The sequence below is a fragment of the Streptomyces asiaticus genome, assembly GCF_018138715.1.
GTDB lineage: Bacteria > Actinomycetota > Actinomycetes > Streptomycetales > Streptomycetaceae > Streptomyces > Streptomyces asiaticus.
Genome location: NZ_JAGSHX010000006.1, coordinates 8,936,750 through 8,958,338 on the forward strand (window position 1 = coordinate 8,936,750; position 21,589 = coordinate 8,958,338).

Consider the following 21,589-nt stretch of genomic DNA (forward strand, 5'->3'; position numbering starts at 1 on the left):
GGCCGGTCTCGCCCAGCGGCGGCACGCCGACCCCCCGTACGCGGAACCCAGCAAGCACCGTCGACTTTCGGCCCCATCACCGACCCCACCCCCTCGCCCACACCGCCCGTACGGTGCCTTCCCATGGCGACGAGGGCCACGTAGCATCGGCCGAAAAGCGCGGCGTGATCGTTTCGTGATATACAACTCACTCGCTTGACAGTGCGGTGCGCCGGGACCTACGCATAGGACCCGAAAGTGCCCCCTACTCGGTGCATGTCGCCCCCCTACTCGGTGCATGTCACAGCCACCACGCGCTGTTCGCATGCTGTTGAAACACAAGACTCCGGCCGGCTCGCGTCTTTCCCTGATCCATTTCTCTCCCCCTGGCGGTAGGCCATGGGCATCAAGGGTGGACAACGCACCTGTGCCACTGAGGAGTTCTGCCTGCTCGTCATGCGCTTTCGCGCGGGCACGCCCCATGAGCGGCCGCGCGCATGGAGGAATGTCAGAAAGCGGGATGCCTGTGAGCTTGTTGGAATGCCACGATTCCACGGCCGGCGCCGGTCGGTCGGCGATCGGTTTCCGGAGGGACCAGGGGGACCGGGAGAACGAGGGGGACCGCGCGCCCGGCGGGGCGCTCCCCGATGTGGTCGAGCGCGATGACATCCTGGCGGGCCTGAACCGGCTGCTCGCCGATGCCACGAGGGGCAAGGGGCAGCTGGCCGTCGTGGACGGGCCGCTGGGAAGTGGCAAGAGCCGGCTGGTGCACGAGTTCCTCGAGTCCCTCGAACCGGGCGGCGCCCGCGTGCTCAGGGCCACCGCCTCGCTCCGCGAGCACCTACTGCCGTTCGGCGTGGTGACGCAGCTCTTCCACGGCATGACGATTCCGCCGCCCAGCCGGGACCGGGTGCGCGCGCTGCTCGCCTCGGCGGTCGCACACACCGTCATCGACGGGCGGTTAGCCGAGGGCGGCTGGGAGACGCAGGTCGTCGACGTCTTCCAGAAGCTCACCATGGAGCTGGCCCATCTGGCCGAGACCACCCCCTTGGTGATCTGCGTCGACAACGCCCACTACCTGGACCCGCCCTCGCTGCACTTCCTCGCCGGCCTCGTCCCCTGGCTGCATTCCGCCCGCATCCTGGTACTCCTCACCGATGACCACACCCTGCGGTGGCCGCGTTCGCCCCTGCTGGCCGGGCTGCTCTCGCAGAGCCCCAACGCCCACCGGATCGCCGTGCGGCCGCTGAGCCGCAGCGGAGTCGACGCCCTGGCCGTCCGGCTGCTCGGCCCGCACACCGCCTCGCCCCGGCTCACCGCGGAGCTCCATCGCATCAGCGGCGGCAACCCGCTGGCCGTGCAGGCCCTGATCATCGATCAGCAGGCGGGCGGCGCCTGCTATCCCGAAGGCTATGGGCGGGCGCTGCTCGAGCTCGTGGCGCACTCCCGGCCGTCGATGCTGTCCGTGGTGCGCGCCCTCGCCGTGCTCGGCGGTGCGGCGCCGGTGGCGGACGTGGCCCGGCTGGCCAGGGTGGATGCCACGGTGACCGGCTGGGCCCTGCACGCCCTGGTCAGCGCCGGACTGCTCACCGAGGGCCAGGCGTTCCGCCATCCGGTGGCCGCCACCGCCGTACTGGACGACATGCCCGCCGACCGCCGGGCCGCACTGCACCGGGCGGCCGCCGAGCTGCTGCACGAGGCCGGGGCACCCGCGCTGACGGTGGCCGGGCAGTTGCTGAGCGCCGGGGACCCCGGTGTCGACTGCGCCACCGAGGTGCTGATCACGGCCTCCGACGAGGCGCTGGCGACCGGCGATGTGAGCACCGCGCTCAGATGCCTGGACCTCGCCCAGCACACCCGGGCCGACGACCCCACCGCGGCCCGCATCCGCGCCCGGCTCAGCAGGCTGGAATGGCAGCTGAAACCGCAGGTCGCCGTCCGCCATCTCCACCCCCAGCTACGCGACTTCACCGCGGGCCACCTGGACCGCCGGGAGGTCTCGGAACTGGTGCTGGGCCTGGCCGAGGCCGGTGCGCTCGATGAGCTGACCGCCCTGCTGGACGCCCTGCGCACCCGCGCCCACCGGGGCGCCGGATCCGGAACCGAGGACATCCGCCCCCTGACGAACTGGGCGGCGATGGCGTATCCCCTCCACACCGGGCTGCGGAAACTGGCCCACTCGGTGGCCGCCGCCACCCCGGAGGCGGCCCCCTGCCACGACCCATGGCTGCCCTCGGCGGTCACCCTGGCCGAGGACCTGACCCGCGGACGCGACGAGCAGCTGACACACCGCGCCGAACTGCTGCTGCGCACCTTCCACCTCGACCACGGCTCGCTGTGGAACGCCGAATCCGGGGCGCTCGCCCTGCGGGCGCTGCTGTACGCGGGCCGCCTGGAGGAGGTCCTGGCCTGGTGCGAGAAGCTCGAGACCGCGGCCGCCGCCCACCAGGCCGTCGCCTGGCAGGGGAGGTTCCTGGCCATCCGCGCCGAGGCCCATCTGCGGCAGGGGCACCTGATCTCCGCGCACGACCTGGCGGCCCGCGCCATGGCCCTCGTACCGCCCAAGGGCTGGGGAGTCGGCCTGGCCGGAGTGCTGGGCTGCGCCATCCTGGCCGCCACCCGCTCCGGCAGGCTGGAGCAGGCGGAGAAGTATGTGGCGCAGCCGATCCCCGAGCAGGCCCTGCACAGCCGCCACGGCGCGCACTATCTGCACGCCCGGGGCCACTACCGGCTGGCCACCCACCATCCCCAGGCCGCGCTCGCGGACTTCCTGGCCTGCGGCAGATTCGCCGAGACCTGGCAGCCACCCGGCGCCGACGTGGTCCCGTGGCGCACCAGCGCGGCCGAGGCATGGCTGGCACAGGACGACCAGGACCAGGCCAAGCGGCTGGTACGGGAGCAGATGGCCCGGTTGCTCCCGGGGCCCTCGCGGGCCCGCGGGTTGTCCCTGCGCACCCTGGCGGCGGTCAGCCGGGTCACCCGCCGCCCGCAACTGCTCACCGAGGCCGTCGACATGCTCAAGGACAGCGGCGACGACTACGAGCTGGCCCGTGCGCTGATCGACCTCAGCATCGCCTTCAAGGACACCGGCGACCAGCGCAACGCCCGCCGGGTGGCCCATCGCGCCTGGCACCTGGCGAAGCAGACCGGAGCCGAGCACCTGTGCCGGGAAGCCGCGCTCGACCCCATCGACCCCGAGGCCGCGATGTCCGCGGATCAGCGCCAGGACGGGCTGTCCGCGCTCACCACACAGGAGCGGAGGATCGCACTACTGGCGGCCAAGGGCTACACCAACCGCGAGATCGCCGCCAAGCTCTACATCACCGCCAGCACGGTCGAGCAGCACCTCACCCGGGTGTTCCGTAAAGTCAACGTCAAGCGGCGGCAGGATCTGCCGCACTTCCTCTAGCCGTCTTCCCGATCCGGTCACCTCAACAGCCCGGACCTGAACCGGTCCACCAGCGCGGTGAGTTCACGGGAGGTGCGGGCCGCGCCGTAGATGTGGTGGTCCGGGCGCACCAGCAGGAAACGCGCCCGCGCCGCCTTCATGAGCGGCAGATACACCTCGTCGACGTCGACGGCGGCGCCCGGTGCCGCCTCGGCACCCTCCGCCACCAAGTGCACCACACGCGTACCGAGTCCGGTGAGGAAGGTGAGCTGGGACTCCTCCAGCGCCACGGCCGGATCCGCCGACCCCAGCAGCACCAAACCGGTGCCCACGACCTCGTCGAACAGACCGGTCACGCCCTCGTGCCGCACCCGGCCCTGGGGCATCACCTCCCCGGCCGGTGGCACCGGCACCGTGCCGATCCCGGTGTACAGCAGCCCGGTCCGCAGCGGTGGACCCGCGACGCCGTGCTGCCCGCCCCGGCCGGTGTCGGTGCCGCCCGCGAGCAGCGAGGCGTCCCGGCTCGCGGCGGTGGCGGCATCGGTCACACACAGCACTCTGCCCAGCCGTACCGCGGTGTCGATGGCCTCCCGCACATGGTCGACGCGCTCACGCGGATAGGTGTCCAGCAGCGGCTCACCGGCGGCGCCCCGCAGCACCAGATCAAGCTTCCAGGACAGATTGAGCACGTCCCGGATACCCGCGCACATGCCCTGACCGGTGAAGGGCGGCATCAGATGGGCGGCGTCCCCGGCCAGCAGCACCCGCCCCCGCCGCCACTCGTCCGCCCACGCGGCCTGGAAGCTGTAGACGGTGTGCCGGTGCAGGGTGGCGTTCTCCGGGGTGACATCGAAGCGTTCCAGCAGCCGCCAGGCCGTCTCCGCCCGGTTCAGCTCGGCCACGCTCTCCCCGGGCAGCCGCATGAACTCCCAGCGCCGGCGCCCCGGTCCGCTGCCCACCGCCGTCGTCGGCCGGGCCGGATCGCAGTGCTGCACATTGAGCGGGGAGAACACCCGCGGTTCGTGGAGCACCACATCGCACAGCAGCCAGTCGAAGGAGAAGCCGAGATCCGTCCGGCGCACCCCGATGTGGTCGCGGACGAAGCTGTTCGCCCCATCGCACCCGACCACCCAGGAGGCGCCGCACCGCAGCCGCCCGCCCGCCGCATCCGTCGCCGTGAGCTCCACCCCGGTGCCGCTGTCCACCAGGCCCGTCGCCTCGTAACCGCGCAGTACCCGCAGGTTGGGCAGCCGCTCGGCGCGGGCGCACAGCACCGCCTCCAGCGCGGGCTGGTGCATCGTGGTCGTCTCCGGCCAGCCGTGCGCCCCCCGCTCGGCCAGCTCGACCCGCAGCAGGGACCTGCCCTCGGCGTTCCGCCAGTCATAGGCGTCGGCCGGCAGACCGATCTCCGCGAATGAACCGCCCACCCCCAGCGATGCCAGGGTCCTGGCCGTCTCACCGTCGAAGCTGGTCGCCCGCGGCAGTGTGTACGGCTTCTGCCACCGCTCCACGACCAGCACCCGCCACCCCCGGGTGGCCAGCAGGATGGACAGCACCTGACCGATGGGTCCGTAGCCCACGATGAGCACATCCGCGTCCGGCGTGTCCGGCCCCCGCCCAGAGCCCGCAGAGCACATCCGCTCCTCCCTCCTCCGGTGCCGCGAAGCTATCAGCGGCGGCCGAACGGACCGGGACAAAGGGGGTTTGGTGATCACGAAGTAAGGGGGGATGAGGGGGGTGAATCAGGGGATTCTCCTAGTTTTCCGGTGTGAAGCTGGAAGCGGGTGAAGCCGTTGACGCGTCACCTGGAACCCTGACCGCAGGGAGGGGAGAGGTGGCATGCTGCGCGCCGAACTGATCCGCCCGATCCAGGACCTCCTCACCGAACAGAGCCGCCGCTTCGGAACCAAGACCGCCTACGCCGACGCCCGGCGCGCCATCAGCTACGCCGAGCTGGAGGCGCGCACCCGCCGGCTCGCCGGCCATCTGGCCGGGCTGAGCCTGCTGCCGGGCGACCGCGTGGCCATGTACCTCGGCAACCGCGTCGAGATGGTGGAGAGCTACTTCGCCACTGTCCGCGCCGGGGGGATCGGCGTCCCGGTCAATCCGCATGTCTCGCAGGCCGAGCTGGACCATCTGCTCACCGCCAGCGGCAGTCAGGTCGTCATCACGGACTCCGCCCACCTGCCGCTGCTGCGCCGGCTGCGACCCGGGGCGAGCCCACAGACCGTGCTGGTGGTGGGGGAGGACCCGGCACCCGCGGGCAGCCTGTCCTACGAGCGGTTCGCCACCACCGAGCCGGACACACCGGCCCGCGACGACCACGGCCTCGACGACATCGCCTGGATGCTCTTCACCTCCGGCACCACCAGCAAGCCCAAGGGCGTGCTCGCCACCCAGCGCAACTGCCTCTGGTCGGTCGCCGCGTCGTACGTACCCGCGCTCGGCCTCACCGCCGAGGACCGTGTGCTCTGGCCGCTGCCCCTGTTCCACAGCCTCTCCCACATCGTGTGCGTGCTCGCCGTGACCGCCGTCGGGGCGACCGCCCGGATCACCGACGGACACTCCGCCGAAGATGTGCTGGAGCTCTGGGGCCAGGAGCGCTCCACGGTCATCGCGGGAGTCCCCACGCTGTACCACTACCTCGTCCGCGCCTCCAAGGCGCCCGGATCCACCACCCCTGACCTGCGGGTGGGCCTGGTCGGCGGGGCCGTGACCACGGCGGCGCTGCGGCGCTCGGTCGAGGACGTCTTCGGGGCTCCGCTCATCGACGCGTACGGCAGCACCGAGACCTCCGGTTCGATCGCCATCAACTGGCCCACCGGGCCCAGGGTCGAGGGCTCCTGCGGACTCCCCGTCCCCGGCCTCGCCCTGCGGGTGGTCGACCACCGCACCGGCCTGGACGTGCCCGACGGGACCGAGGGCGAGGTGTGGGTCCGCGGCCCGAACATCATGGCGGGCTACCACAACCAGCCCGAAGCCACCGCCGAGGCGCTGCGGGACGGCTGGTTCCACACCGGCGACCTCGCCCGCCGCGACCGGGACGGCTATCTGACGGTCACCGGGCGGCTCAAGGAACTCATCATCCGCGCCGGGGAGAACATCCACCCCGTCGAGGTGGAGGACGTCCTGCGGATGGCGCCCGGCGTGGCCGACGCCGCCGTGGTGGGCAAGCCGCACGACGTCTTCGGCGAAGTCCCGGTGGCCTTCGTCGTCCCCGCACCCGGCGGCTTCGACCCGGCCCAGGCGCTCGCCCTGTGCCGGGAGCGGCTCTCGTACTTCAAGGTGCCCGAGGAGCTGTACGAGATCGAGCGGATCCCGCGCACCGCGACCGGCAAGGTCACCCGGCACCGGCTGCTGGACGGCCCGGCACGGCTGCGTGCGGTCGGCAACGCCCACCATGACGCGCTCTTCCGTACGAGGTGGATCCCACAACCGTCGGCCCCTCAGCCATGGCCCGGCCGCTGGGCCCTGCTCGGACGGCAGGCCCCCGGGCTCGACGGTCCGCTGCGGGCCTCGGGCGGTACCGAGTTGGGCGAGTACATCGACACGGCCGACCTGAGAGCGGCGGTGGCCGCCGGAAGTCCTCCGCCCGCCGTGGCTCTGCTGTCGGCCCTCACGGACACCACCGAGGGTGTCCTGAGGGACGTCGAGGCGTGGCTGGCCTCCGCCGAGCTGTCCGATGCGCTGCTGGTGGTGGCCACCCAAAGCGCCGTGGCGACGACCACGGGCGAGGACGTGCCGAACCCGGAGCGGGCCGCGCTGTGGGGGCTGGTGCGCTCCCTACAGGCCGCTCATCCCGGTCGTATCGCCATCGTCGACCTCGACGAGCCGGGTGACGAGGCGTGCGTGGGCGGACTGTTGGCGGCGGTGGCGTCGGGCGAGCCCCAGAGCGCGGTGCGCTCGGGCGTCGTACTGCTGCCACGGCTTGAACGCGTGGCCTTGGACGTGGGTCTGGGCACGGGGCCGGATGCCGAGCGGGATGCGTCCGTGGCCTTCGACCCCCAGGGCACCGCCGTCGTCACCGGAGTGGACACCCGGCGCGGTGCGGCGATCGCCCGGCATCTGGTGGCCGGTTACGGAGTCCGCCGACTGCTGCTGATCGCCCCGCCCGGGCAGGGTGGCCTGGCCAACGAGCTGTGTACCCAGCTCACCGATGCCGGAGCCGATGTCCGACTGGTCGAATGCGAGCTGGACAACCGCACCAAACTGCGGCGGGCGCTGGCCAAGGCGATCAGGCCCTTGAGCGTGGTCGTCCACGCCTGGGAGGCCGTGGACGAGCCGTCGGACGGGCGCGTGGCCGCCGAGGCCAGGACGCTGTACGAGCTCACCCGGAACGCCGACCTCGCCGCGCTCGTGCTGTCCTCCTCGACCAAGGGGGTGCTGGGCGCGGCGGGGGAGACCACCGAGGCCGCCTCCGCCGCCTTCCTCGACGCCTATGCCCAGCATCTGCGTGTGCGAGGGGTACCGGCTCAGTCCATCGCCTGGGGGCCGTGGGAGGAGGAGACCGACGAGACGGCCGGCGCCCTGAGCTCTCGGGAGTCGCTCGCGGCGCTGGACGCCGCCCTGGCCGTGGACGAGGCCCAACTCGTCGCGATGAAACTCGACCCGACCGCCGTGCCGACCGGGACCGGGACGACCTCCCCGCTGCTCCAGGACCTGATCGACATCCCGGCGCGTACCGCCACCGTGGACGAGGCCGTCACGGTCGCCCTGCGGGAGCGGCTGATGGGCGCGCACGAGGCCGACCGGGACCGGCTGCTCACCGATCTCGTCCGCGAACACCTGGCCGACCTGCTGGGCCTGGCCGACAAACAGGCCGTCGAGCCCGAGCGGGCCTTCACCGACCTGGGCCTGACCTCGGTCACGGTGGTGGAGCTGCGCAACCGGCTGAGCGAGGCCACGGGGCTCCGTCTGCCCGCCACCTCCGCCTTCGACCACCCCACACCGGTGGCGTTGGGGAGCCTGCTGCGGCGGGAACTGCTGGGCGGTACGGGAGTGCCGACCGTCCCGGTTTCGGCCCCGGGCTCCACCCCGGTTTCGGCCCCGGACTCGGCTCTGGGTTCGGCCGTGGTCGCGGGGCCGGGTCTGGTCGATGACCCGATCGCGATCGTCGGGATGGCCTGCCGGTTGCCGGGTGGGGTCGGCTCACCGGAGGAGTTGTGGGAGCTGGTTCTGGCAGGTGGTGAGGGTATCGGGGAGTTCCCGGCGGATCGGGGGTGGGATCTGGAGAACCTCTTCGATCCGGATCCGGATCACGCGGGGACGAGCTATGCGCGTCGGGGCGGGTTTCTGCATGACGCGGGGGAGTTCGACGCGGAGTTCTTCGGGATCTCGCCGCGTGAGGCGTTGGCGATGGATCCGCAGCAGCGGTTGCTGCTGGAGACGTCATGGGAGGCGTTGGAGCGGGCCGGGATCGATCCGGTCTCGTTACGAGGCCAGGACGTGGGCGTCTTCGCCGGGATGATGCATCAGAACTACGGAGTCGGCTCCACCGAGGGGGCAGATGCCCCCGCCGGTCTGGAAGGCCACTTGATGACCGGCACCTCGGCGAGCGTGGTGTCGGGTCGGGTGTCGTATGTGCTGGGGTTCGAGGGTCCTGCGGTGACGGTGGATACGGCGTGTTCGTCGTCGTTGGTGGCGTTGCATTTGGCGGGGCAGGCGTTGCGGGCGGGGGAGTGCTCGATGGCGCTGGCCGGTGGGGTGACGGTGATGGCCGGGCCGGACGCCTTTGTGGAGTTCTCCCGTCAGCGTGGGCTTGCTGCCGATGGGCGGTGCAAGTCGTTCGCGGCCTCGGCGGATGGCACGGGGTGGGCCGAGGGTGTGGGTGTGGTGGTTTTGGAGCGGTTGTCGGATGCGGAGCGGCGTGGGCATCGGGTGTTGGCGGTGGTGCGGGGCAGTGCGGTGAATCAGGATGGTGCGTCGAATGGGTTGACGGCGCCGAACGGTCCGTCGCAGCAGCGTGTGATTCGGCGGGCGTTGGCGGGTGCGGGGCTGGTGGCGGGCGATGTGGATGCGGTGGAGGCCCATGGGACGGGTACGCCGTTGGGTGATCCGATCGAGGCGCAGGCGCTGCTTGAAACGTATGGGCAGGATCGTCCTGAGGGGCGGCCGTTGTGGTTGGGGTCGTTGAAGTCGAATATTGGTCATGCGCAGGCGGCTGCGGGTGTGGCTGGTGTGATCAAGATGGTGTTGGCGTTGCGGTATGGGGTGTTGCCGAGGACGTTGCATGTGGATGAGCCTTCGCCGGAGGTGGATTGGTCGGCGGGTGCGGTGGAGTTGTTGACGGAGGAGCGGGTGTGGCCGGAGGTGGGGCGTCCGCGTCGGGTGGGGGTGTCGGGGTTTGGGGTGAGTGGGACGAATGCGCATGTGATTTTGGAGCAGGCGCCGGAGTCGGCGGTTGATGTGGTGCCGGTGTCGGAGGTTCCGGGTGGTGTGGTGCCGTTGGTGGTGTCGGGGCGTGGTGGTGCGGGGTTGCGGGGGCAGGCGCGGAGGTTGCTGGAGTACGTCCAAGCTCGTCCAGGGTTGGGCGTTGGGGAGCTGGGGGCGGCGCTGGCTTCTGGTCGGGCGGGGTTGTCGGATCGTGCGGTGGTGGTGGCGGGGGGCCGGGAGGAGGCGTTGGCGGGGTTGGCGGCGGTGGTGGAGGGCGGTGGGGTGGGCAAAGCCGATGTTCGGGGTCGGGTGGCGTTTGTTTTTCCTGGTCAGGGGGCGCAGTGGGTGGGGATGGGTGCGGAGTTGTTGGAGTCGAGTGTGGTGTTTGCGGAGGGGCTTCGGGAGTGTGCGGGGGTGTTGGATCCGTTGACGGGGTGGTCGTTGGTGGATGTGGTGCGGGGTGTTGGGGGTGGTGTGTCGTTGGATCGGGTGGATGTGGTGCAGCCGGTGTCGTTTGCGGTGATGGTGGGGTTGGCGCGGGTGTGGTTGGCGGCTGGTGTGGTGCCGTCGGTGGTGGTGGGGCATTCGCAGGGGGAGATTGCGGCGGCGTGTGTGGCGGGTGGGTTGTCGTTGGGGGATGCGGCGCGGGTGGTGGTGTTGCGGAGTCGTGCGATCGCGGCGGGGTTGTCGGGCTTGGGTGGGATGGTGTCGCTGGCTGTGGGTGTGAGCGAGGCGGAGTTGTTGGTGTCCCGTTGGGTCGGTCGGGTTGAGGTTGCGGCGGTCAATGGGCCGTTGTCGGTGGTGGTGGCTGGTGAGCCGGAGGCGTTGGGGGAGTTGGTGGTGGAGTGTGAGGGCGTGGGGGTGCGGGCGCGGTGGGTGGATGTGGATTATGCCTCGCATACGGCGCAGGTGGAGGCGATCGAGGGTGAGCTGGCTCGGTCGTTGTCGCAGGTCCGGCCGGTGTCTTCGCGTATTCCGTTCTTCTCCACGGTGGAGGGGGAGTGGCTGGACACGGCTGAGTTGGATGCCGGGTACTGGTATCGGAATCTGCGGAGCACGGTCCGGTTCGCCCCGTCCATTGAGCGGCTGCTGGAGGAGGGCTTCCGGGCGTTTGTTGAGGTGAGTGCGCATCCGGTGCTGACGATGAGCATGGAGGCGGCGGCGGAGCGGGTGGATGCCGGACCGGTGGTGGTGACCGGGACACTGCGCCGGGACGAGGGTGGTATGCGCCGTGTGCTCACCTCCGTGGCCGAGGCGTATGTACGTGGTGTCCCCGTCGACTGGACCGCCCTGCTTGGCAACGTCCCCGCGCACACCGCGTGTGACCTCCCCACCTACGCCTTCCAACACCAGCACTACTGGCTCAAGAGCGGCCCCCGGAGCGGTGAGGTGACCGCCGTCGGCCTCGCCGGTGCTCAGCATCCTCTGCTGGGCGCTTGGGTGGAACTGCCCGATACGGACGGGGTGTTGTTCACCTCCCGATTGTCGTTGAGCACCCACCCTTGGCTGGCCGACAACACGGTGGCCGGTACGGCCGTCCTCCCCGGATCGGCCTTCGTGGAGCTGGCGGTCCGCGCCGGTGACGAGGTCGGCTGCGGCGCCGTCGACGAGCTGCTGATCGAGGCCCCTCTCGTGCTGCCCCAGGGCAAGAGTGTGCAGCTCCAGGTGGTCGTCGGTGGGGCGGATGAGGCCGGTCGACGACGCCTCACCGTCCACTCCCGCCAGCAGGGCAACGCGTCGCGCGGTACGGACTGGACCCGACACGCCACGGGCATGCTCGCCCAGGCCACCACCGCGCCCGATGTCGACCTCGCGACATGGCCTCCGCCCGGAGCCACCCCCGTCGATGTGGACCAGGTGTACGAGGATCTGGCACGGGCCGGACGTGGCATCGGCCCGGCGTTCCGTCTGCTGCGCTCGGCGTGGGCCCGTGGCACCGACGTGTTCGCCGAGGTGGAGCTGGCCGAAGGCCAGCAGGCCGAAGCCGTGCGCTACACACTCCACCCCGCGTTGCTGGAAGCCGTATGCCACGCCGACACGCACGCCGAGGCAATGGCACTGCCCGTTGCCTACCGCACGGTGTCCCTGTCCGCCACCGGCGCGACCGCACTGCGTACGCGCGTCAGCCCGGACGGCCAGGGCGGCGTGAAGGTGCAGCTGGCGGACTCCACCGGGAGGGCGGTCGGGTCCGTGGGCTCGGTGACGTCGCGGCCGCTTCCGGACGACGTATGGGTGTCGGCAGCCGGGACGGACCCGCAGGACGCGCTGTTCGAGGTGGAGTGGTTTCCCCTCCCTGCCCCCTCCGCCTCCTCGGATCCGCCGGTGGTGACGGTGACGAGCCCGGCCGAGTTGACAACGTTGGCCGACCACGGCGACGTACCGCCCTTCGTACGTGTGGACCTGACGGACACCGCGCACGGCCTCCGAGAGCTCACCTCGCGGGCGCTGGAGTGGGTCCAGGCGTGGCTGGCCGCGCCGGAGATGGACGCGCGGCTGGTCATCGTCACGCGCGAGGTCACCGACCCGATCTGCGCGGCGGTCTGGGGGCTCGTGCGCTCGGCACAGTCCGAGGCCCCGGGCCGGCTGGTCCTGGTGGCGATGGATGAGGACGGCGCCTCCGGCGCGTTGCTGCCCGCCGCCCTGGCCACCGGCGAACCGCAGATCGCCATCACCGCCGGGGCGGCATCCATACCGAGGCTGGTGCGCGCCACGCCGAGCGGGGACGAGCCACCGCGAGCGCTGGACCCGACCGGCACGGTGGTCATCACCGGTGGCACCGGTGCACTGGGCCGGCTGCTCGCCCGGCACCTCGCGGCCGAGCACGGCGTACGCAACCTCCTGCTGGTCAGTCGCCGTGGCCGCGCGGCCGAAGGCGTGGCGGAGCTGGAGTCCGAACTCGGTACGCTGGGCGCGTCCGTACGCACCGTGGCCTGCGACATCGCGGACCGCACCGCAGTGGCGGACCTGCTGGCCTCGCTCCCCGCCGAAGCGCCCCTCACGGCGGTCGTGCACACCGCTGGGGTCCTGGACGACGGCGTGGTCACCGCCATGACACCCGAACGGCTGGACACCGTCCTCCGCCCCAAGGCGGACGCGGCCCTCATCCTGCATGAGCTGACGCGCGACATGGACCTCGCGGCCTTCGTGGTGTTCTCCTCGGCCGCGGGCGTCTTCGGCAACCCCGGACAGGCCAACTACGCCGCGGCCAACGCCTTCCTGGACGCCCTCGCTCAGCGGCGCAGGGCGGAAGGGCTCCCGGCCACCTCCCTCGCCTGGGGCCACTGGGCGCTCAGCAGCGAGATGACCGCGCATCTCACCGCGGCCGACCTGCGGCAGCACACCCGGCGCTTCGGTGTGACCGCCCTGTCGGAGGAGACCGGTCTGGCGCTGTTCGACGCCGGTCTGCGCAGTGCCACGCCCGCGCTGGTGGCGGCCCGGCTGGACCTCGCGGACTTGCGCACCAGCGCGGCCGCCGCTCCGGTCCTCCCTCTGTTGCACAAGTTGGTGCCACCGGGCCGCCGGGTCGTGAGTCGTACGGCAGCGTCGCGGACCGACCTCGTACGGCGGCTGGAGTCGGTGGACGCCGCCGAGCGGGAGCAGACGCTGCTGGACCTGGTCACCCACCACGCTGCCGAGGTGCTCGGACACTCGTCGACGGACGGCATCGCCGCCGAACGGGCCTTCCGGGAGCTAGGGTTCGACTCACTGACATCCGTGGAACTGCGCAACCGGCTCAACGCCGCCACCGGCCTCCGGCTGCCCTCGACCCTGCTCTACGACCACCCCAGCCCACGGGCCCTGACCCGGCATCTGCGCACCGAGCTGCTGGGGTCGCCGAGCGCCCCCGCCGCCCCGGTACCTGCGCGCGGGACTCCGGACGATGGCATCGCCATCGTGGCAATGAGCTGCCGCTTTCCGGGTGGGGTGAACAGCCCCGAGGACTTCTGGCGGCTGATCAGTGAAGGCGGTGACGCCGTCGGCGACTTCCCGGACGACCGTGGCTGGGATCTGTCCGCGCTCTACGATCGCGACCCGGACCACCCCGGTACCTCCTACGTCCGGCACGGCGCCTTCCTGCCCGACGCCGCCGGGTTCGACGCCGAGTTCTTCGGCATCTCGCCGCGTGAGGCGCTGGCGATGGATCCGCAGCAGCGGCTGTTGCTGGAGACCTCATGGGAGGTGTTCGAGCGGGCCGGGATCGACCCGACAACGTTGGCCGGCAGTGCCATCGGTGTGTTCACCGGAATGAACACCCAGGACTACGCGATCCGCCTGCGCCACGTTCCGGACGAGGTCGAGGGGCACCGGATCACCGGGGTCTCCGCGGCCGTCCTGTCCGGACGCGTGGCCTACACCCTGGGGCTGGAAGGACCCGCGGTGACGGTGGACACGGCGTGTTCGTCGTCGTTGGTGGCACTGCATCTGGCCGCGCAGGCCCTGCGGTCGGGGGAGTGCTCGATGGCGCTGGCCGGTGGGGTGACGGTGATGGCCGGGCCCGACGCCTTCGTGGACTTCTCCCGCCAGCGCGGACTGTCGGCCGACGGCCGGTGCAAGCCCTTCGCCGCCTCGGCCGATGGCACGGGGTGGGCCGAAGGCGTGGGTGTGCTGCTCCTGGAGCGGCTGTCGGACGCGGAGCGTAACGGTCACCAGGTGCTGGCGGTGGTGCGGGGCAGCGCCGTGAACCAGGACGGCGCGTCCAACGGGCTGACGGCGCCGAACGGCCCGTCACAGCAGCGTGTCATCCGTCAGGCGCTGGCCGGCGCGGGTGTGTCGGCCGCCGAGGTGGACGTGGTCGAGGCGCATGGCACGGGTACGGCACTGGGCGACCCCATCGAGGCGCAGGCCATCCTCGCCACGTACGGCCAGGACCGTGACCGGCCGCTGTGGCTGGGCTCGGTGAAGTCCAACATCGGTCATGCCCAGGCCGCCGCGGGTGTGGCCGGTGTGATCAAGATGGTCATGGCGATGCGGCACGGTGTGCTGCCGCGGACGCTGCATGTCGACGCCCCCACCCCGGAGGTGGACTGGTCGGCGGGGTCGGTAGAGCTGCTGACTGAAGGGCGTGCGTGGCCGGAGGCGGGGCGTCCGCGCCGGGCCGGGGTGTCCGCGTTCGGCGTCAGCGGCACCAACGCCCATGTGATCGTGGAGCAGGCACCGGCCACCGCCGTCGAGCCCGCCACGGAGGACCCGGACGCGATCCCCGCCGTACCGTGGGTGATCTCGGCCAGGAGTGCCGACGGGCTGTACGGCCAGGCGGCCCGGCTCGCGGAATTCGCCCGCAGCCACCCGGAGCTCGACCCGAGCGACATCGCGCATTCCCTGATCACCACACGGGCCACATTCGACCACCGGGCCGTGGTCGTGGGCTCGGGGCGTGCGGAGCTGCTGAGCGGGCTGGATGCCATCGCCGGGCCGAGCGATGGCCCCGTGGCGCGAGGCGTGACGAGCCCCGGCCGGCTCGCGGTGCTGTTCACCGGGCAGGGCAGCCAGCACCCGGGGATGGGCCGGGAACCGCACGCACGGTATCCCGTGTTCCGCGACGCTTTCGACGCGGCCTGCGCGCAATTGGACCGCCATCTGGTCGACGCGGGGCATGTCGCACACCCCGTCCGGGACATCGTGTTCGCCCAGCCTGGTTCCCCCGAAGCGGAGTTGCTCGACCGCACGGTGTTCGCGCAGGCGGGGCTGTTCGCGCTGGAGACCGCGCTGTTCACGCTGTACGAGTCCTGGGGAGTGCGCCCGGACTTCCTCGCCGGCCACTCCGTGGGTGAGCTGACCGCGGCCCATGTGGCGGGTGTGCTGTCCCTCGAGGACGCGGCCGCGCTGCTGGCCGCGCGGGGGCGGCTGATGCAGGCCCTGCCCGGTGGCACGATGGTGGCGCTCAACGTTCCCGAGTCGGTGGCTCGCTCTCTGCTGGCCGACGCACCGGGCGCCGTGGACATCGCCGCGGTCAATGGGCCCGCCTCCGTCGTCGTCTCCGGCGACCAGGACGCCGTGGTGGCCGTCGAGCGGATATGCGCGAGCAGGGGGCACCGGACCAAGCGCCTGCGCGTGAGCCATGCCTTCCACTCGGCGCACATGGATGGCATGCTCGACGAGTTCCGCGCAATCGCCGCCGGGCTGTCGTACGCGCCTCCGGCGGTCCCGATCGTCTCCAACGTGACGGGCGAGTTGGCCACTGCCGACCAGCTGTGCTCCCCGGACTACTGGGTCGAGCACGCACGCAGGACCGTCCGTTTCCTCGATGGCGTCACCACACTCCACGCCCAGGACGTCACGACCTTCCTCGAACTCGGCCCCGATGGTGTCCTGACCGCCATGGCGCAGGAAGCGCTGGGCGACGGTGCCGACCCGGCCATGTTCGTGCCCACGTTGCACGGCGGCGAACGGTCCGATCCGGTCGCCGCCGTGGCCGCGCTCGCTCGGCTGCATGTCCGTGGTGTCCCGGTCGGCTGGAACGCGCTGCTCCCGGGAGCCTCGCGGCGCGGGGTCGACTTGCCGACGTACGCCTTCCAACACCGGCGGTACTGGCCGGACGTCCCCGTATCGGACGCTCTTGTAGTGGGTGAGCCGGGTCCTCGCCCGCTGCCGGAGCCCACGGCCCCCAAGGGCGGCGGCACGGCCTTCGTCGAACGGCTGATCTCCGGCACCGAGGCCGAGCGGCACCGGCTGGTCCTGGACCTGGTGCTGAGCAGCGTGGCAGCCGTGCTGGGGCACGACGACGCGTCGGCGATCGACGGCGAACGGGCCTTCCAGAGCCTCGGCTTCGACTCCCTGAACGTGGTCCGGCTCCGCAACCGCCTGCGAGACCTGACCGGCGCCGAACTGCCCACCACGCTCGCCTTCGACCATCCGACACCGGCCGCGCTCGCGTCGTTCCTGCACGCCCGGCTGCTCGGACAGGAGACCGGACGAACCGGATCGGCGTGGACGGCGGGCGATCCCACCGAGCCGATCGCGATCGTGGGGATGGCCTGCCGGTTGCCGGGCGGCGTGGCCTCGCCGGAGGACCTGTGGGAACTGGTCCTGGCGGGGGCCGAGGGCATCGGGGAGTTCCCGGTGGACCGTGGCTGGGATCTGGAGAACCTGTTCGACCCGGACCCGGACCACGCGGGGACCAGCTACGCGCGGCGGGGTGGCTTCCTCTACGACGCGGCCGAGTTCGACGCGGAGTTCTTCGGGATCTCGCCGCGTGAGGCGCTGGCGATGGATCCGCAGCAGCGGTTGCTGCTGGAGACGTCATGGGAGGCGTTGGAGCGCGCGGGGCTCGACCCGGCCTCGCTGCGTGGCCAGGACGTCGGTGTCTTCGCGGGAATGGTCAACTACGACTACACCAGCCGTCTCGACACAGTCCCCGACGGTTCCGAGGGCTACCTCATGACCGGCGGCGCGGGCAGTGTGCTGTCGGGTCGGGTGTCGTATGTGCTGGGGTTCGAGGGTCCCGCCGTGACGGTGGACACGGCGTGTTCGTCGTCGTTGGTGGCGTTGCATTTGGCGGGGCAGGCGTTGCGGGCGGGGGAGTGCTCGATGGCGCTGGCCGGTGGAGTGACGGTGATGGCCGGGCCGGACGCCTTTGTCGAGTTCTCCCGCCAGCGTGGGCTCGCCCCTGACGGCCGATCCAAGTCGTTCGCGGCCTCGGCGGACGGCACGGGATGGGCCGAGGGCGCAAGCGTGCTGCTGGTGGAGCGGTTGTCGGATGCGGAGCGCAACGGTCATCGGGTGTTGGCGGTGGTGCGGGGCAGTGCGGTGAATCAGGATGGTGCGTCGAATGGTCTGACGGCGCCGAACGGTCCGTCGCAGCAGCGGGTGATCCGGCGGGCGCTGGCGGGTGCGGGGCTGGTGGCGGGCGATGTGGACGCGGTGGAGGCCCATGGGACGGGTACGCCGCTGGGCGATCCGATCGAGGCGCAGGCGGTGTTGGCCACGTATGGCCAGGACCGTGATCGGCCGTTGCTGATGGGGTCGTTGAAGTCGAACATCGGTCATGCGCAGGCGGCTGCGGGTGTGGCCGGTGTGATCAAGATGGTGCTGGCACTGCGGCATGGGGTGTTGCCGCGGACGTTGCATGTGGATGAGCCTTCGTCGCAGGTGGATTGGTCGGCGGGTGCGGTGGAACTGCTGACGGAGCAGCGGGCGTGGCCCGAGGTGGGGCGTCCGCGCCGGGCCGGGGTGTCCGCGTTCGGAGTGAGCGGCACCAACGCCCACGTCATCCTGGAGCAGCCCTCGGACATCCCCGACCCGGCCCTGCCCGCACCGCAGCAGCCGGGCGGCCTGGCGCTTCTTCCGGTGTCCGCGCGAGGCGAGGGCGCGCTACGTGCTCAGGCGCAGCGGCTGTTGTCCTTCCTGGATCGACGGCCGGACCAGGATCTGGGTGAGTTCGCCCTTGCGTTGGGTGGTGGTCGGGCGGGGTTGTCGGATCGTGCGGTGGTGGTGGCGGGGGATCGTGAGGAGGCTCTGGCGGGGTTGGGTGTGGTGGCGCGGGGTGAGTCGGGTGTGGGGGTGGTGTCGGGTTCGGTGGTGCGTGGTCGGTTGGGGGTGTTGTTCGCTGGTCAGGGGTGTCAGCGGGTGGGGATGGGGCGTGGGTTGTATGAGGTGTTCCCGGTCTTTCGGGATGCCTTCGATGCGGTGTGTGAGGTGTTGGACCGGGAGCTGAACGCCGGGGGTGTATCGGGTTCGGTGCGGGAGGTGGTGTTCGGGGACGGTGAGTTGTTGGAGCGGACGGTGTTTGCTCAGGCCGGGCTGTTCGCGCTGGAGACCGCGTTGTTCCGGTTGGTGGCGTCCTGGGGCGTTGTGCCGGATGTCGTGGGTGGGCATTCGGTGGGTGAGGTGACGGCGGCGCATGTGGCGGGTGTGTTGTCGCTGGAGGATGCGGCGGTGTTGGTGGCGGCGCGGGGTCGGTTGATGGAGGCGTTGCCGGAGGGTGGCGCGATGGTGGCGGTGGGTGCGGGTGAGGAGCAGGTGCGTCCGTTGCTGGTGCCGGGGGTGAATATCGCGGCGGTGAATGGTCCTGCGGCGGTGGTGCTCTCCGGCGATGAGGAGCCGGTGCTGCGGGTGGCGCGGGAGTTGGCGGGGCAGGGGTGTCGGACGAGGCGTCTGGCGGTCTCCCACGCGTTCCACTCCGCTCGGATGGAGCCCATGCTTCAGGAGTTCCAGGAAGCGATCGCCGATCTGTCCTTCGCCGCACCCCTGATCCCTCTGGTCTCCAACGTGACCGGCCGGCTGGTGGACACAGAGGCGGTGCGTTCCCCCGAGTACTGGGTGGAGCACGTGCGCTCCGCCGTGCGCTTCGCGGACGGTGTGCGGGCGCTTGCCGACCACGGCGTGAGCACCTATCTCGAACTGGCTCCGGATGCCGTGCTGTCCGCGATGGTCGGGGACTGTGTGCCGGACGAGACGGCCGAACGGCCCGTGGTCGTGCCGTCGCTACGGCGGGAGGGCAATGAACCCCGCGCGCTGATGTCCGCCGTCGCGCAACTGCATGTGGCGGGCGTACACATCGACTTCAGCGCTCTGTTCGGCGGCGCCCTTCCGCCCGCCCACCTCCCCGATCTGCCCACGTACGCCTTCCAGCGCACGCACTACTGGCTCCATGACACTCGGCCCGCCTCTGACCAGAGCCCCGCCGGTGTCCCCAGCGACACCGAGGCCGTCGACGCCCGGTTCTGGGCCGCGGTCGAACGCGGCGACCTCGGCTCGGTGGCCGAGGCGCTGGACCTGGCCGACGGCGAAGAGAACCGTGCCGCGCTGGACGCCATGGGCGGCGCGCTGGGCGTGCTGTCGGACTGGCGGCGCAAGCGCGGTGAGAAGTCCGCGGCGGACCGGCTGCGCTATCAGGTCACCTGGAAGCCACTCCCCGGCGCCAGCTCCGGCGTACCCGCCGGCACCTGGCTGGTCGTCCTGCCGTACGGCTGCCAGGACGAGGAGTACGCGGCCCAGGTGGCCCCGGTGCTGAATCGCCAGGGTCTGCGCACCACGACCCTGCGGCTCGACGGACCGGAACCACCCGACCGTGCCGCCTTCACCGAAATGCTGCGCGGCGCGCTGGCGGACCACGACGACGTCAGCGGTGTGCTGTCCCTGCTCGCTCTCGACCAGCGCGTACGTCCCGGCTCCGCGACGCTCACCGAGGGGGTCGCGGCCACATTGGCGCTGGTCCAGGCCCTCGGCGACCTGGGCTCGGCAGGTTCGGCTGGCTCGGGACCCCGCCTGTACTGCGCCACCCAAGGCGCGGTGACCGTCGGCGCGGCGGACCGGCTCAGCGCCCCGGAACAGGCGGCGGTGTGGGGGCTCGGTCTGGCCGTGGCGCTGGAGCAGCCGGACCGATGGGGGGCGCTGGTGGACCTCCCGGACGTGTTCGACGACCGGGCCGCCCGGACCCTGCTCGCCGCGCTGGCCGATCCGGGCGATGAGGACCAGCTCGCGATCCGCGCCACGGGCGCGTTCGTACGCAGGCTGCGAGGCCATCCCCTGCCCACCGGCGTGTCCAAGCCGGAGTGGCGGCCGCGTGGCACCGTCCTGGTCACCGGCGGTACGGAGGGTCTCGGCAGGCATGCCGCGCGCTGGCTGGCCGGTGCCGGTGCCGAGCACCTGGTGCTGACCGTCGACTCGGAACCGGAGGCGCCGCATGTGGTGGCCCTGCGGGACGAGCTGAGCGGCCTGGGCGCGAAGGTGACGGTGTGCCCGACCGACCTCACCGACCGGGACGCGGTGGAGCGGCTGCTCACCGGCCCCGCCGCGTACCCCGAGCTCTCCGGTGTCGTCCACACCGCCGACCTGGCACGGATCGCGCAGACCGATGCCACCAGCGCCGATGAACTGGCGGAGACGCTGGCAGCCAAGGTCGACGGTCTGTTGCATCTCGACACGCTCCTCGCCGATCGGGAGCTGGACCTGTTCGTGGTCTTCTCATCGGTCGCCAGCGTGTGGGGCGGTGGTGGCCAGGGGCTGATCGGCGCGGCCAACGCCCAGCTCGACGCCCTGATCGAGCGGCGCCGGGCCAGGGGCCTGGTGGCCACCTCGGTGGCCTGGGGTGTGATCGACGGCTTCGGCGTGGCCGCCGATGCCACGGCCCAGGAGCAGCTGCGCCGTCGTGGTGTGCTGCCCATGGCGCCCGAGGCGGCCATGGCGGCCCTGACACACGCCGTCCGCCATGACGACACCCTCGTGGCCGTGGTGGACATCGACTGGTCGGCGTTTGTCCCGGCGTTCACCTCGCTGCGGCCCAGCCCGCTGATCGGTGATCTGCCGGGCGTTCAGGAGATCGTCGACAGCCTTCGTACGGACGACGCCACCGACGAGTCCGCCTCGGAGTTCCTGCGCGAACTGGCCGCGGGCTCCGACGCCGAGCGGGAACGCGCCCTGATGAAGGTGGTGCGCGAGAACACGGCCATCGCGCTGGGCCACAGCGGTGTCGAGGCCGTCAAACCGCAGCGCGCCTTCCAGGAGATGGGCTTCGACTCCCTCGCGGCCGTGAACCTGCGCAATACCCTCGGCGCCGCTCTGGGCACCCGGCTGCCGGCCACCCTCGTCTTCGACTACCCCACGCCCGCCGCGCTGGTGGAGTACCTGCGCACCGAGCTCCTGGGAGACCAGGGCGACGACGAGGCCACCGAGGCCGATGAGGAGGAGATCCGCCGCGTACTGGCCGCCGTGCCGTTCAGCCGGTTCCGCGAGGCCGGAGTGCTCGCTGCACTGCGGTCACTGGCCAGGACCGAAGCGGCCGCACAGGACGGCAGCCGGCCGTCCGCCGATGAGGAGCTCGACCTGATCGATGGAATGGATATCGCCGGACTGGTCCAACGGGCGTTCGACGGAACCCAGTTGTGAACGCACTCGACGCGGTGGGAGGCA

3 protein-coding genes are annotated in these 21,589 nt (G+C 71.5%); 2 read left to right on the forward strand and 1 reads right to left on the reverse strand.

Features of this window, described 5'->3' with window-relative positions; translation table 11 throughout:
* Positions 1 to 499 precede the first annotated feature (499 nt).
* Entirely contained in the window at positions 500 to 3,388 is a 2,889-nt protein-coding gene (locus tag KHP12_RS45730; protein WP_167442345.1) for a helix-turn-helix transcriptional regulator, read from the forward strand.
* A 17-nt stretch (positions 3,389 to 3,405) separates the two neighbouring features.
* Here the strand turns inward: KHP12_RS45730 and mhpA are convergent, their stop codons facing one another.
* Complete coding sequence (gene mhpA / locus KHP12_RS45735) at positions 3,406 to 5,004, reverse strand: bifunctional 3-(3-hydroxy-phenyl)propionate/3-hydroxycinnamic acid hydroxylase MhpA (RefSeq protein ID WP_086879688.1); 1,599 nt, start codon at positions 5,002 to 5,004, stop codon at positions 3,406 to 3,408.
* A gap of 202 nt (positions 5,005 to 5,206) precedes the next feature.
* Here mhpA and KHP12_RS45740 point away from each other — a divergent pair, with 202 nt between their 5' ends.
* On the forward strand, positions 5,207 to 21,565 hold the full coding sequence (locus KHP12_RS45740; protein ID WP_211834581.1) for a type I polyketide synthase: 16,359 nt from the start codon (positions 5,207 to 5,209) through the stop codon (positions 21,563 to 21,565).
* Positions 21,566 to 21,589 lie beyond the last annotated feature (24 nt).

Excerpts from the sequence above, each read along its gene's own strand:
- KHP12_RS45740 (WP_211834581.1), top strand. The coding sequence starts at position 5,207 with ATGCTGCGCGCCGAACTGATCCGCCCGATCCAGGACCTCCTCACCGAA.
- KHP12_RS45730 (WP_167442345.1), top strand. The coding sequence starts at position 500 with ATGCCTGTGAGCTTGTTGGAATGCCACGATTCCACGGCCGGCGCCGGT.
- mhpA (WP_086879688.1), bottom strand. The coding sequence starts at position 5,004 with ATGTGCTCTGCGGGCTCTGGGCGGGGGCCGGACACGCCGGACGCGGAT.